Here is a 14,140-nt window from a genome sequence, read left to right on the forward strand (position 1 = left end):
TATATCAAGGCCTGTCTTCCTATTTTGCTGTGCGAAAGTTGGGTTCATAAAATTAACCTCTTTAAAAAAATGTAAAAACAAAGAAACTCCCTTTGAATCGGAAAGGTGAGTTGGCATATTACTATCATAAAGTTGGCTGAAGGGCACATATCTTCCAACGTATCCTTTTTGAAAAAGTAACTGGAACTAAATGGGATCTTCTTGAACTGAACCGTTTGTTGGAGTTTCTTCATAATTCTTGCTCAAGAGTAGGGGATAAATCATACCGTAAAACTTTTGTTAGATGATTTTGAATAGCTATCAATGAAGTATTTAATCTGATGTGCTGACTGGTAGGGAGTCTGACATAATGTAGATATTATGTATGTATCATTAAAATAAATAATTTCCTATTGTAATTTTGATTTCCAACCCATAATATAAGTATATAGTTATATACAAATTTAATGAACAATACTTGGTGATGGTTTTCTATTTTTCTAAGTTATATATAAGTAAATGGTTATATAAAAGGAGGCAAAAACATGGACAATACACACATTGAAAAACAATTAAAGGCAGCAGCTGACTTTAATCGCATTAAATTACTTGCATGTATGAAAAACGGGGAGGTATGTGTATGTGATTTTGTGGATGTTCTAGGGATTTCACAACCAGCAGTTAGTCAGCATTTACGAAAATTAAAGGAGGCAGACATTATCATTGAACGAAAAGTAGGGACTTGGAAGCATTATCGATTGGTGGAAGATCAAACGCCTCTTATGCAGGGTATTTTAGAACAAATTCAGCCTTTAAATAGGTGTAATTGGGTCTCAGACTGTTGCCATGAAGGAGAGGAATAAATGAATAATGAATCCTTAACTAAACAGCTATCTTTTCTAGATCGTTATCTTACTCTTTGGATATTTGTAGCAATGGGGGTAGGTGTTTTAATTAGTGTCACAATGCCCAGTATTGGTGAAGTACTAGAGTTCATGTCTATTGGCACAACGTCCATACCAATTGCTTTAGGGCTAATTGTCATGATGTATCCACCATTAGCGAAAGTGAAATATGAGGAAATGTGGCGGGTGTTTAAGGATTGGAAGGTGCTTTTACTATCACTATTTCAAAACTGGTTGCTTGGACCATTCTTAATGTTCTTTTTAGCAATCATCTTCTTACGTGATTATCCAGAGTACATGGCTGGACTCATTATGATTGGCTTAGCTCGATGTATTGCAATGGTGATAGTATGGAATGATCTGGCACGTGGAGACCGTGAATATGTTGCTGGTTTAGTTGCTTTTAACTCCATTTTTCAAATCATGACATATTCAGTTTTTGCTTTCTTTTTCTTAAATATATTACCTGGTTGGTTTGGTTTAGATAATTTCAATGTATCTATTTCAATGTTGGAGATTACTAAAAGCGTCCTTATCTATTTAGGCATACCATTTGCTGCTGGTTTCCTAACACGATGGATAAGTTTAAAGAGTAAAGGGAAACAGTGGTATGAGGAAAAGTTTCTACCCAAACTTTCACCACTTACTTTAATAGCTCTTCTTTTCACGATTGTCATGATGTTTGCTTTAAAGGGTGAGAAATTAGTGGAACTACCACTCGATGTAGTGCGAATTGCGATTCCATTATTTATTTACTTTGTAGTCATGTTTGTTGTTTCATTCTTCTCTTCACACAAAGCAGGGGCATCTTATCCGGTCACCGCAGCCCTTTCATTTACAGCAGCTAGTAACAATTTTGAATTAGCCATTGCTGTAGCTGTAGGTATTTTTGGGCTTCATAGTGGAGTGGCCTTTGCTGCTGTAATCGGACCACTCGTTGAAGTACCAGTACTAATAGGACTTGTATGGGTTGCGTTACGCTGGCAGAAAAAATATTTTAACCATTAAGGGAGGATTTTAAATGAGAAGAGAAGATGATATTCGTACAAATGTACGTGAAAGCTATGCGAAAGTTGCTTTGAAATTAGAAAATACACAGGGATGCAGTACGTTAGCTCCTAGCTGCTGTAATCCAAAAGATAATCAAAATGTTTCCATTGAAGAGATCTCTCAGAAAATGGGCTATACAAAAGAGGAACTAGCTTCTATCCCCAACGGAGCTAATATGGGGCTTAGCTGTGGCAACCCACAAACTATTGCGAACTTGAAGCCTGGAGAAATTGTTGTCGATTTAGGCTCAGGTGGTGGCTTCGATTGCTTCTTGGCTGCACCAAAGGTAGGGAAAAAAGGACGGGTAATTGGCATTGATATGACACCTGAAATGATAACTAAGGCACGTCGTAATGCAGAAAAACCTGGATATGAACAAGTAGAATTTCGTTTAGGTGAAATAGAACATATGCCGGTTGCGGATGATACTGCTGATATTATCATTTCAAATTGTGTGATTAATCTATCGCCAAACAAACGACAGGTATTTAAAGAAGCCTATCGTATTTTAAAAAAAGCTGGTCGTTTAGCAATTTCAGATGTTGTGTTAACGACAGCCTTACCAGAGAGTTATTTATTAGATATGAATCTATATTCTGGTTGCGTTTCTGGTGCCATTTCGATTGAAGAATACAAAGCACTTTTAAAAGATGCAGGCTTTATAAATATCTCAATCATACCAAAAGATGAGTCGAAAGAATTTATCCGTGAATGGGAACCCCATCATGATTTAGAAAATTACATTGTCTCAGCTATTATTCAAGCTGTTAAAAAGGGGAACTATTGATAATGAATATTTAAAAAATGAATTAATTATAATCCAAGTAAATTTTATAGGAGTCAAGGGCGAAGCTAAGATTCCTAAGTCCATAACGATTTTTAGTTTCTCATATTCCTTTATTATAGAAATTTATTGTTTTTAGAAAAAACAATAAATCTCAAAAAAAATAATGTAAAATTAAGAGAAGTAATTATAAGAAGTGGTGGGCAAGATAGCCTTAAGCCGGTTAGAAGCCCTTGGTATAGCTAGATTCTAGGCTATCGAATCATGAGAGGAAAGACTCCGTGTCAAGTTGTGATTATTTACGAACTTGTATAGAAGGTAAGTTAATCAGCGAAAGTGTACATACTTAGACTAGCAAAATGTACACGGATATTTTGACATTTAGAGTTTTAGCCACTGGTATTAATGTTTAATTAAGAACTTATTAAAAACAATAAAGGGGAAATAATATGACTAAGAGTAATATGGAATTATCACTAGAACAACGGGAGGAACTACTTAGCACTTTGAAAGCACGTTTTGAGAAAAATATGAATCGCCATAAAGATCTTGACTGGGCTAAAGTACAAGCTAGGCTCGAAGCAAATACTGAAAAACTGTGGTCACTTAATGAAATGGAAGTAACTGGCGGTGAACCAGATGTAGTTGGCCATGATAATAAGACGGACGAATACATTTTTTATGATTGTTCAGCAGAAAGTCCTAAAGGTCGCAGAAGTATTTGTTATGATCGTGAAGCGTTGGAGTCAAGAAAAAAACACAAACCAGAAAATAATGCTATTGATATGGCAACTGCAATGGGCATTGAACTTTTAACGGAAGAGCAATACCGCGAGTTGCAGAAACTTGAAAATTTCGATTTGAAAACATCAAGCTGGGTCCAAACACCTGTAAATATTAGAAAACTCGGTGGGGCCCTCTTTTGTGACTATCGTTACGACACTGTTTTTGTGTACCATAATGGAGCAGATTCCTACTATGCGGCTAGGGGCTTCCGTGGCTCGCTAAGGGTCTAACATAAGGTACTCCAATATTGGAGAGGATATGCTGGTCAGATCAGTACTATGAATAATTATGTGCTTAAGCATTTCTAGGTGCGATATTGAATGCCCTACTAATTCTAGTCAATCCCAACTTTTTCAATATTCCATTGTAGAATTTTTTACCTAAGGTTTCCCAAAAAACAAGTTATTTGTATTTCCATATTTGTACATGTCATCTCATTTTAATGAGGAGGGTGTTGTATACCCGCTCCTTCTTAAATTGTTTTTTGTTTAAAAGAAGGGAAGAAACCCATACTTTAACCATAAAGCAATCTTATAAAGGTAATTGAGAGGGGTTTAATATGTTTCTAAATTTGAAAGGGAAAACAGCGCTAGTTACGGGATCTACTGCAGGAATTGGGAAAGCCATTGCAAAATCATTAGTAGCAGAAGGTGTTACTGTCATTATTAATGGACGCCATGAAGAAAAGGTTCATCAAACAATAAAAGAAATTCAAGTACAGTATCCTCAAGCTAACCTTCAATCATTAGTCTCTGATTTAGGAACCGAAGAGGGTTGTCAAATGGCTATAGACAAATTCTCAAAAGTAGATATTCTAATAAATAACCTAGGGATTTTTGAGCCAAAAGAATATTTTGATATCTCTGATGAGGATTGGTTTAAGATGTTTGAGGTCAATATTATGAGTGGTGTTCGGCTTACTCGCTGGTATCTCAATCAAATGATTCAAAAAAAGGAAGGAAGGGTTATCTTTATTGCGAGTGAGGCAGCTATTATGCCATCACAAGAAATGGCTCATTATAGCGCAACGAAGACAATGCAGCTCTCACTTTCTCGTAGTTTAGCTGAGCTGACTAAAGAAACAAAGGTAACCGTCAACTCAATTATGCCAGGTTCTACTTTTACAGAGGGCGTGGAAACTATGCTAAATACCCTATATCCTAATGAAGATTTGACGTTGGAAGAAGCTGAGGTGCGCTTTATGAAGGAAAATCGGCCAACCTCTATAATTCAGAGACTCATTCGCCCAGAAGAAATTGCGCATTTTGTGACATTTTTAAGTAGCCCACTTTCTTCCGCTATTAATGGTTCTGCGTTGAGAATCGATGGGGGATTAGTACGTAGTGTATTTTAGGATAGTTTAAATTCTTCTATCCTCCTAGAAATCTCAAATTAATCAAGCAAAATGGCATTGGAACCTATTCCTTTGCCTTTTTTTATTTTCCGTATATTACCAGTAATTTTGAAGGAATACAGAAAAAAGTAATGCCGTGAAAGAGGAAGTATACCCGTGTTAAAAGGATATGAATTTAGAAAGAGTTAAAATTATTTATTTTTGATATGATATCTATTTCATTCTGATACAATGTGTTTACAGACAAGTTTAAACACAAAAAATTATTATAGAAAATTTGGAGAAGTTATGCAGAAGACGATTTTACTTGTAGAAGACGAGGATATTTTACGTGAAATAGTTAAAGATTATTTATTAAATGAAGGTTTTGGAGTATTAGAAGCAGCAGATGGAAAAGAAGCTTTAACTATTTTTGAAAATCACGAAGTTCATTTAATGATATTAGATATCATGTTACCAGAATTAGATGGATGGTCAATTTGTCGAAGGGTTCGGAAAACATCCAATGTACCTATCATTATGTTAACGGCACGTGCCGATGAAGATGATACATTACTTGGTTTTGAGCTGGGGGCAGATGACTATGTGACAAAACCTTATAGTCCACCCATTTTATTAGCAAGAGTGAAGCGATTAATAGAGAGTCGTTATAGTTCTGCTGGTAAAGTATCAACAGAAGATATTTTATCTAGTAATGGCATTCATGTACATATTCCCTCACGAACAGTAACTGTTGACGGAGAAATTATCAACCTGACATATACCGAATTTGAAATTTTAACGTATTTAATGCAAAATCAAGGAATTATTTTGACGAGAGAACAATTAATTATTAAGATTTGGGGGTATGAATTTGCAGGTGACGATCGAACCGTCAATAGTCATATCCGTAATTTACGTCATAAACTAGGACACAAAGCTACTTGTATTGTAACAGTTGTCCGAAGTGGTTATAAATTTGAGGGGAATTTATGAAAAAAGGAATCGTATTAAAATTATTTGTGCTGACAACAGCATTATGTACACTAATTTTAGTTACTATTTTTATTGGTCAAACCCTTTTTTTTAAGGAATATTATGCTAGTAGAAAAGTTGATGATGTTCAAAAAAGTATTGAAACCTATGAAAAATTATCTAAAAAAGCTGAATATAATACGCAAACAACCCGAAAGATGGAGGAGAATTTTTATCTAGATAATTCATCATGGGTTACAACGTTAGATAGTTCTGGAAATATTAAAACCGCAAATGATTTTTCATTAGAAGTACAATTAGATTCTTCTCAGCATAAAGAATTTTCGAATCGTTTAATCCATATCCCCTTGTATAGTTTTATCGATTTTGAGGATATGGATAGAATAACGTTCCTGCTAGAGCAAGGAAGTCGGATCTTTATTGATGGCGTAAAACAAGGAGATACATTACTTCCTACTATATTAACAGTTGAAAATGGGGATATTGTTTTAGAGAATCGGCAACTTTCAGAGAAAATCTACGGAAAACAAACTTCTCCAACTTCAGATTCACAAATTTACTTGGTTGGAAATATCACGAACTTACAATTACCACAGAAAACTGTAGGGGCAAACTTTATTTATGCCAATCGTGTGTTAATTAATAGAATAAAACAATTTCAGGTGGATTTAATAACGAATGACAAGCAACATTATTTAGATTCCACAGAAATAATGGATTATAAGGAAAATGGTGTTACCTATAAAGTCATCATTAAACCGACAAAAGATTCAATGGGGGAAACAAATTATATTTTTGCTTTGACCTCCCTACAACCGGTTGATGAGGCTGTTCAGATGATAAAAGATTACTATGTATACTTAATTATTTTTGTATTGCTTCTAATTGTCTTAGTATCGTTCTATTACTCTAAAAAAATCGCTAAACCTTTGTTACAAATAAATCATACAACAAAAAAAATCGCGGATTTGGATTTTTCTGAAATGATTCCCGTTACTACTAAAGATGAAATCGGTGATCTATCAAAAAATATTAATACACTTTCGACAACTTTACATTCATATATAGTCCAATTACAGCAAGATATAGAGAAAGAAAAACAATTAGAAAATACACGTAAAGAATTTATTGCCGGTGTTTCACATGAATTAAAGACACCTTTAAGTATAATGAAAAGCTGTATTTCTATTTTAGAAGATGGTGTTGCTAGTAATAAAAAGGAACATTACTTTCAAGCAATGGCAAAGGAAATAGATCGAATGGATATGCTAATTATTGATATGCTAGAGCTAGCAAAATTTGAGTCTGGAACGTATAAGTTGGAAATGGATGTTTTCTTTATTGATGAGGTAATAGAGTATATAACCGATCAACTAGCTTTAGATATTTCAAAAAGGCAACTACACGTTCGTAAATCTCTTTCCAAAATTAAAGTAGCTGCAAATCAAAATAGAATTGAACAGGTGATTACGAACTTTATTAGCAATGCTATTCGATATACGCCTGAAAACGAAAATATTATCATTTCAACGATGGAAGAAGAAGATCGTGTAAAAATATGTATAGAGAACAAAGGCACACATATTGCTCCAGAACATTTAGAGAAAATATGGGATCGTTTTTACAGGGGAGACACCTCTCGTAAACGCACCAATAGTGGTACGGGATTGGGGCTAGCTATTTCCAAAAATATTTTAGAGTTACATGGTATGCCATATGGTGTATCGAATACTAAAAATGGCGTATTATTTTATTTCTATTTAAATAAAAACGTGTAGAGTTTCATTTCTACACGTTTTTTATATTTTAAACAAAATCGATCTAATCTGCATTTAATCTTTATTAGTCTTCATTACTATTTCTTTAGACAATGTATTGAAACTGATAAGGAGTTTTTTGTATGAAAAAAATAATTATTTTGCTCGGATGTATTATGTTAATAATTACTGGATTTTGTTTGCTACATATGAAAGCGAAAAAAAATGTTCCAAAAGATGGTTACCATTTGAGCGATAAAATAATTGTAATTGATCCGGGGCATGGTGGAAGAGATCGAGGGGCGACAGGGGAGGTACTAGGTACAATTGAAAAAGATCTTAATTTAAAAGTAGCTCAAAATTTGAAAAAAGAGATAGAAAATAGGACAAATGCAAAAGTTATCTTAACACGTGAGAATGATACCAGTTTACTTTCTGAAACGAATCAAAAGGAAGAATTACGAGCCCGTGTTAAGGTAGCTAGCGATTATTACGCTGATTTATTTATTAGCATTCACCACGATGCTTTTGAGGATACTAATGTGAAAGGAATAACAACACATTATGGAGCGAATAAAAAACATGATAAGAAATTAGCTGAAATTGTTCAAAAATCGATTTTTAATCAAAAAATAACTACTCGAAATCGAGGTATACAAGGAAGTGATTTCTATGTACTAAAAGAAAATTCCTCACCAGCTATATTGATTGAATTAGGATTTACATCTAACGAAGATGACGAAAAAAGAATGAATTCAGCAAAATTTCAAGCAAAAACACAACAGGGAATTGTAGATGGCATTATTGAGTATTTTAATTAGTTGAATCAATTTCATAAATCATACTTCTCAAGTGCTTAGCCTGCACCTATTAAATCCACCGACATTTGTATACTCTATTGTCTGTTTGGATACCATATTTTTTGAACACTAAATATGTACCTGGAGCATAATACTTAAAATAGTATAAATAGGGAAATTTGCCAAAAGAATTAAAAAATAGCAGTGCTATTGATGGCCTTGACTTACAGGTGTAGGCGAGGTTTTAAAAAATAAAACAGCCATTTGAAGATTCTAAATGATTTGGTAAGTAAAAATCCCTAAGTGACAGATGCAATGTGTGTAAAAAGAAATTTAGTAAATTGGGAGGAAGAAAATTATGACAAAAGATTTCTACACTACACTTAAAGAAAGACGTACTTACTACGGAATTAATAAAGAGGTAAAAATATCGGATGAAAGAATTAAAGAAATTATAGAATTCGCTGTGAAATATACTCCATCAGCATTCAACTCTCAAACTGCACGTATTGTTGTATTATCAGGTGAGGCACATAATAAATTGTGGGACATCACAACTGAAACATTAAGAAAAGTAGTTGGAGATAGTGATTTTTCAGGTACTCAACAAAAAATGGATTCCTTTAAAGCAGGTTATGGGACAGTTTTATTCTTAGAAGATGAAGCTGTAGTTAAATCGCTTCAAGAGCAATTTGCTGCATATGCTGAGAACTTTCCAATTTGGTCAAATCAAGCATCAGGTATGCACCAGCTAGTTGTATGGGCAGCATTGGAAGCAGAGGGATTAGGAGCTTCATTACAACATTATAATCCATTAATTGACAATGAAGTGAAAAAAGAATGGAATATCCCTGATAATTGGAAGCTAATTGCTCAAATGCCATTTGGCAATCCGACGGTAACACCAGGCGAAAAAGAATTCCAACCACTTGAAAATCGAATAAAATTCTACAAGTAATTAATGTATACGAAGCCTGTACTTAGCGGAATTGGTTTTAAACTCTTCAAAAAACCGCGAGAAATCAACATTTATAAAATTGATTTCTCACTGTTTTTGTTATGTCCCAACCCCTGTTTAATTCATTTTAAACTTGTTCTTTTTGCTTTAAACGGCCCCTTAATGACCAATTCGTCCACATACGTAAAATTTGTTCGAATGGACCGCGCTTCCATTTTTTCAAGTATAAAAAGCTCATAACACATTGGAAACTATAGACAATAAGCCCGAACAATATGCCATTAAAGACGCCAATTTTTCCAAACAGCCCTAAACCATAGCCATAAAAGACAGTCGTACAAATAATCGATTGCATTAAATAATTTGTTAATGATAGCTTACCGACACATTCAAAGGCCTGAGAAATAATAGAGGTATGCCAAAATTTATACAGTAAGGCAGCTAAACATACATAGCCTAACGATAATAACTGAGCACCGCCCATCGAAAGCATTACAGAAAAATTGTTTTCCATTAAACTTAAAGACTTGCATAACAGCCCAATTGGTACAAGAAGTGCTCCTAACATATACCATTTTTTCTCCTGCTCTATATTCTCAAATGCACGTACCTTGGCAAGACCCATGCCTACTAAAAATAATGGTAAAAGAAGAATTGGTGCCATCAATATCATAAGAGCGATTTCTGCAGGCTTTTCCGTTTCTGATGGCTCTGGATTGAGACGGAAATCAAATATTTCTGCATAAGTACCATTCGCATACATATGACTTTCTTTTGCAGCATACGTATCCTTCTCTTGCTGTTCTTTCTTTGAAACCTCACTTTGACCATATGACAGTGCGATAGTAATAACAAACAATATCCCTGCCCAAATAAATGCAGTTTTGGCTTTTCGATTGATAAAAAGAACTAATATAGGAATCATTAAACCATAAAATAGTAAAATATCACCCTCCCAAATGAATAAGTGGTGTAACCATCCTAATACAATAAGCCCGATGCTTCGACGAAGAATGACCCATCTACTTTTTCTCCCTTTTCGGCGTGCAGATTCCACTAGCTTCATCAGTGAAAAGCCGAAAAGTAATGTAAAGATTGGCATAAATGAGCTTTCAACAACAACCTTCAAGAAATAATATGCACCTTGATCGAGCAGCGATAAGCCCTTTAGATTTTCCTTTCCTTGCATTCCAAATTGAAAAATCAGTAAATTCGCGAGCAATATCCCAAATAAACTAAATCCTCGCATACAATCAATAAAAGAAACTCGTTTTATTTCCATTAGAAAACCTCACTATTCATTAACTATATTGTAAGTATATTGGAATAACCTTATAGCAAAATAATCGATACCTTAAAAAAAGCTTAAACAAATAAAAGGATTAAAAAGTGATTATTAAAAACTTTTTTCTCCTCTTATTTTTTCTTAATCATTTGGGACACATTAAGGTTGGACTCTTTTTAGGCTCACCGAATAACCCTCATCTTGAAGGGTATAATGGACTTTAGGTGCACTATAGTGGTGTTTACTTTCTGTATGAAATTGTGTTTCATACTTTTTTGAAAGGGTGTGTTTTTAATGGAAAAAAAAGCGTCTACTATTCCTCAACCGAAAACATATGGACCGCTGGGGAATATCCCATTAATCGATAAAGATAAACCGACCCTATCGTTTATCAAACTAGCGGGAGAGTATGGTCCCATTTTTCGGCTTCAAACTTTAAGAGACAGCATCATTGTCATTTCTGGACATGAACTAGTAGAAGAGGTTTGTGATCAGTCACGCTTCGATAAAAGTGCAGAGGGTGCTTTAGCAAAGGTTCGATCCTTTGCTGGAGACGGTTTATTTACAAGCTGGACTTACGAGCCGAACTGGAAAAAAGCTCATAATATACTGATGCCTACCTTCAGTCAACGAGCCATGAAGGATTACCATCACATGATGGTTGATATTGCTGTACAGCTTGTTCAAAAATGGGCAAGACTTAATCCGAATGAAGTGGTGAATGTCCCAGAGGATATGACCCGTCTAACATTAGACACGATTGGTTTATGTGGCTTTAATTACCGATTTAATAGTTATTATCGTGAGACCCCACATCCTTTTATCACTAGTATGACTCGTGCTCTAGATGAAGCGATGCATCAATTACAGCGACTAGATATAGAGGACAAACTCATGTTGCGAACGAAACGTCAATTTCAGTATGACATCCAAACTATGTTTTCTTTAGTGGATAATATTATTGCTGAACGTAAAGCAAAAGAAAGCCAGGAAGAAAATGATTTACTTTCTCGTATGTTAAATGTGAAGGATCCAGAAACAGGCGAAAAACTGGATGATGAAAATATTCGTTTCCAAATCATTACCTTTTTAATAGCCGGGCATGAGACAACAAGTGGATTATTATCCTTTGCGATTTATTTCTTATTGAAAAATCCGGACAAATTGAGAAAAGCCTATGAAGAAGTAGATCAGGTATTAACAGGTCACACTCCGACATATCAACAGGTTCTGCAACTTAAATATATACGGATGATTTTAAATGAATCGCTACGTCTATGGCCTACCGCTCCAGCATTTAGCCTTTATCCAAAAGAAGATACGGTGATTGGCGGGAAATACCTAATTAAGAAAGAAGATCGTATTTCCGTTCTTATTCCACAGCTGCATCGGGATAAAGACGCATGGGGAGAAAATACGGAAGAGTTCCAGCCTGAACGATTCGAGGATCCGGATAAAGTTCCACATCATGCTTATAAGCCATTTGGAAATGGTCAGCGGGCATGTATCGGTATGCAGTTTGCTCTCCACGAGGCAACTCTTGTACTAGGCATGCTTCTCCAACATTTTGAATTGATTGATTATCAAAACTATCAGTTGGATGTTAAGCAAACATTAACGCTAAAGCCAAATGATTTTAAGATTAAGATTCAATCCCGAAATCAAGATGCCATCCATCCTGCCGTTCCTCCACCCAAAGAGGAGACACGAAAGGATGATAAAATTGAACAAAATGTTCAGAATATACCATCACTTATTGGGATCAATAATCTTCCTCTGCTGGTTCTTTACGGCTCTGATACAGGGGTAGCAGAAGGTGTTGCCAGAGAACTTGCGGACACAGCTAGTTTACATGGTGTTCAAACGGAAGTAGCTGCGCTTAATGATCGAATTGGAAGCATGCCAAAAGAAGGTGCCGTTCTGATTGTGACTTCCTCTTATAACGGAAAACCGCCAAGTAATGCAGGTCAGTTTGTTCAGTGGCTGGAGGAACTAAAACCGGATGAATTAAACGACGTTCAATATGCCGTTTTCGGTTGTGGAGATCATAACTGGGCTAGTACCTATCAGCAGGTACCAAGATTTATTGATGAGCAAATGGCCCAAAAAGGAGGAACAAGATTCTCTAAACGCGGAGAAGGAGATGTAAGTGGTGATTTTGAGGAACAGCTCGATCAATGGAAACGAAGCATGTGGTCTGATGCAATGAAAACCTTTGGATTGGAGCTCAATAAAAATGTGGAGAAAGAGCGTAGTACTTTAAGTTTGCAGTTTGTCAGTAGTCTGGGAGGGTCTCCACTGGCCCGGACATATGAAGCAGTTCACGCATCTGTAGTAGAAAATCATGAGCTCCAAGCAACTGGCAGTGATCGAAGTACTCGGCATATCGAGATAGCCTTACCAGAAGGGGTTACTTATCAAGAAGGAGACCATCTTGGAGTACTGCCAGGAAACAGCAAGGAGAATGTCAGCCGAATTTTAAAACGCTTTGGCTTAAACGGGAAAGAACAAGTGGTGCTGAGTGCAAGTGGACGTAGTGTAACTCACCTTCCTTTGGACCGTCCTGTTCGTTTATTTGACCTTCTTAGCTATAGTGTAGAAGTTCAGGAAGCCGCAACTCGAGCACAAATACGCGAATTGGCGACATCTACGGCTTGCCCTCCCCATAAATATGAATTGGAAGCATTATTGGAAGAGGGAGTTTATCATGAACAAATACTAAAGAAACGCATTTCAATGTTGGATCTTCTCGAAAAATATGAAGCATGTGAAATCCGTTTTGAACGTTTTTTAGAACTTCTTCCGGCACTTAAACCGCGTTACTATTCTATTTCAAGCTCTCCTCTTGTTACACCAGATCGTCTAAGTATTACAGTCGGTGTTGTTAGTGGACCTGCATGGAGTGGTCAAGGGGAATATAAAGGAGTCGCTTCTAATTATTTAGCTCAGCGTCACAATGATGATGAAATTACCTGCTTTATTCGAACGCCACAAGCAAATTTTCAGTTACCTGAGAATCCAGAAACACCCATTATCATGGTTGGACCAGGCACTGGCATTGCACCATTCCGTGGATTTTTACAAGCCCGACGTGTCCAACAGCAAAAAGGTGTTCACTTAGGGGAAGCTCATCTATATTTCGGTTGTCGTCATCCAGAAATGGATTATCTCTATCGTACAGAATTAGAAAAAGAAGAAAAAGACGGCTTACTATCTTTGCATACAGCTTTTTCCCGCTTGGAAGGTCACCCCAAAACATATGTACAGCATTTAATGCAACAAGATGGAGCTCAGTTAATTTCGTTATTAGAGAACGGTGCCCACCTTTATATATGTGGTGATGGCAGTCGAATGACTCCAGATGTTGAAAATACTCTTTGTCACGTATATCAAGATATTCACGGGGTCAGTGACCAAGAGGCAAGAAATTGGTTGGATCTTTTACAGCTTGAGGGGAGATATGGAAAAGATGTTTGGGCTGGTATCTAAATGTTTCTAACTAGATGT

11 protein-coding genes are annotated in these 14,140 nt (G+C 35.7%); 10 read left to right on the top strand and 1 reads right to left on the bottom strand.

Annotated elements, in window-relative coordinates:
* The first annotated feature begins 524 nt into the window (after positions 1-524).
* From AC2CGN_RS22195 to AC2CGN_RS22235, 9 genes are all read left to right on the top strand, one after another.
* Entirely contained in the window at positions 525-842 is a 318-nt protein-coding gene (locus AC2CGN_RS22195) for an ArsR/SmtB family transcription factor (RefSeq protein ID WP_484516285.1), read from the top strand.
* On the top strand, positions 843-1,892 hold the full coding sequence (gene arsB / locus AC2CGN_RS22200; RefSeq protein ID WP_429987326.1) for an ACR3 family arsenite efflux transporter: 1,050 nt from the start codon (positions 843-845) through the stop codon (positions 1,890-1,892).
* 13 nt (positions 1,893-1,905) lie between these two features.
* Entirely contained in the window at positions 1,906-2,721 is an 816-nt protein-coding gene (locus AC2CGN_RS22205; RefSeq protein WP_429981809.1) for an arsenite methyltransferase, read from the top strand.
* A gap of 446 nt (positions 2,722-3,167) precedes the next feature.
* Positions 3,168-3,734, top strand: a complete 567-nt coding sequence (locus AC2CGN_RS22210) for a DUF4256 domain-containing protein (protein WP_429981810.1) — start codon at positions 3,168-3,170, stop codon at positions 3,732-3,734.
* A 329-nt stretch (positions 3,735-4,063) separates the two neighbouring features.
* Positions 4,064-4,858 carry an SDR family NAD(P)-dependent oxidoreductase gene (locus AC2CGN_RS22215; RefSeq protein WP_429985351.1) on the top strand — a complete coding sequence of 265 codons (795 nt, stop codon included), beginning with the start codon at positions 4,064-4,066 and terminating at the stop codon, positions 4,856-4,858.
* A 288-nt stretch (positions 4,859-5,146) separates the two neighbouring features.
* A complete protein-coding gene (locus tag AC2CGN_RS22220; RefSeq protein ID WP_429981812.1) occupies positions 5,147-5,833 on the top strand; it encodes a response regulator transcription factor in 687 nt (228 codons plus the stop codon).
* Entirely contained in the window at positions 5,830-7,611 is a 1,782-nt protein-coding gene (locus AC2CGN_RS22225) for a sensor histidine kinase (RefSeq protein ID WP_484516289.1), read from the top strand. The genes AC2CGN_RS22220 and AC2CGN_RS22225 overlap by 4 nt, the downstream gene beginning before the upstream one ends.
* Positions 7,612-7,766: 155 nt before the next feature.
* Positions 7,767-8,411, top strand: coding sequence for an N-acetylmuramoyl-L-alanine amidase family protein (locus tag AC2CGN_RS22230; RefSeq protein ID WP_429983975.1), 645 nt, complete (start codon positions 7,767-7,769; stop codon positions 8,409-8,411).
* A 337-nt stretch (positions 8,412-8,748) separates the two neighbouring features.
* A complete protein-coding gene (locus tag AC2CGN_RS22235; RefSeq protein ID WP_484516291.1) occupies positions 8,749-9,348 on the top strand; it encodes a nitroreductase family protein in 600 nt (199 codons plus the stop codon).
* Between the two features lie 127 nt (positions 9,349-9,475).
* On the opposite strand, the gene AC2CGN_RS22240 is transcribed toward AC2CGN_RS22235, so the two are convergent.
* On the bottom strand, positions 9,476-10,630 hold the full coding sequence (locus tag AC2CGN_RS22240) for a DUF418 domain-containing protein (protein ID WP_286923505.1): 1,155 nt from the start codon (positions 10,628-10,630) through the stop codon (positions 9,476-9,478).
* 297 nt (positions 10,631-10,927) lie between these two features.
* Here AC2CGN_RS22240 and AC2CGN_RS22245 point away from each other — a divergent pair, with 297 nt between their 5' ends.
* Positions 10,928-14,122, top strand: a complete 3,195-nt coding sequence (locus AC2CGN_RS22245; RefSeq protein ID WP_484516293.1) for a bifunctional cytochrome P450/NADPH--P450 reductase — start codon at positions 10,928-10,930, stop codon at positions 14,120-14,122.
* Positions 14,123-14,140 lie beyond the last annotated feature (18 nt).

The sequence above is a fragment of the Lysinibacillus sp. DFXJR4 genome (genome assembly GCF_057196045.1).

Excerpts from the sequence above, each read along its gene's own strand:
- AC2CGN_RS22195 (WP_484516285.1), top strand. The coding sequence starts at position 525 with ATGGACAATACACACATTGAAAAACAATTAAAGGCAGCAGCTGACTTT.
- arsB (WP_429987326.1), top strand. The coding sequence starts at position 843 with ATGAATAATGAATCCTTAACTAAACAGCTATCTTTTCTAGATCGTTAT.
- AC2CGN_RS22205 (WP_429981809.1), top strand. The coding sequence starts at position 1,906 with ATGAGAAGAGAAGATGATATTCGTACAAATGTACGTGAAAGCTATGCG.
- AC2CGN_RS22210 (WP_429981810.1), top strand. The coding sequence starts at position 3,168 with ATGACTAAGAGTAATATGGAATTATCACTAGAACAACGGGAGGAACTA.
- AC2CGN_RS22215 (WP_429985351.1), top strand. The coding sequence starts at position 4,064 with ATGTTTCTAAATTTGAAAGGGAAAACAGCGCTAGTTACGGGATCTACT.
- AC2CGN_RS22220 (WP_429981812.1), top strand. The coding sequence starts at position 5,147 with ATGCAGAAGACGATTTTACTTGTAGAAGACGAGGATATTTTACGTGAA.
- AC2CGN_RS22225 (WP_484516289.1), top strand. The coding sequence starts at position 5,830 with ATGAAAAAAGGAATCGTATTAAAATTATTTGTGCTGACAACAGCATTA.
- AC2CGN_RS22230 (WP_429983975.1), top strand. The coding sequence starts at position 7,767 with ATGTTAATAATTACTGGATTTTGTTTGCTACATATGAAAGCGAAAAAA.
- AC2CGN_RS22235 (WP_484516291.1), top strand. The coding sequence starts at position 8,749 with ATGACAAAAGATTTCTACACTACACTTAAAGAAAGACGTACTTACTAC.
- AC2CGN_RS22240 (WP_286923505.1), bottom strand. The coding sequence starts at position 10,630 with ATGGAAATAAAACGAGTTTCTTTTATTGATTGTATGCGAGGATTTAGT.
- AC2CGN_RS22245 (WP_484516293.1), top strand. The coding sequence starts at position 10,928 with ATGGAAAAAAAAGCGTCTACTATTCCTCAACCGAAAACATATGGACCG.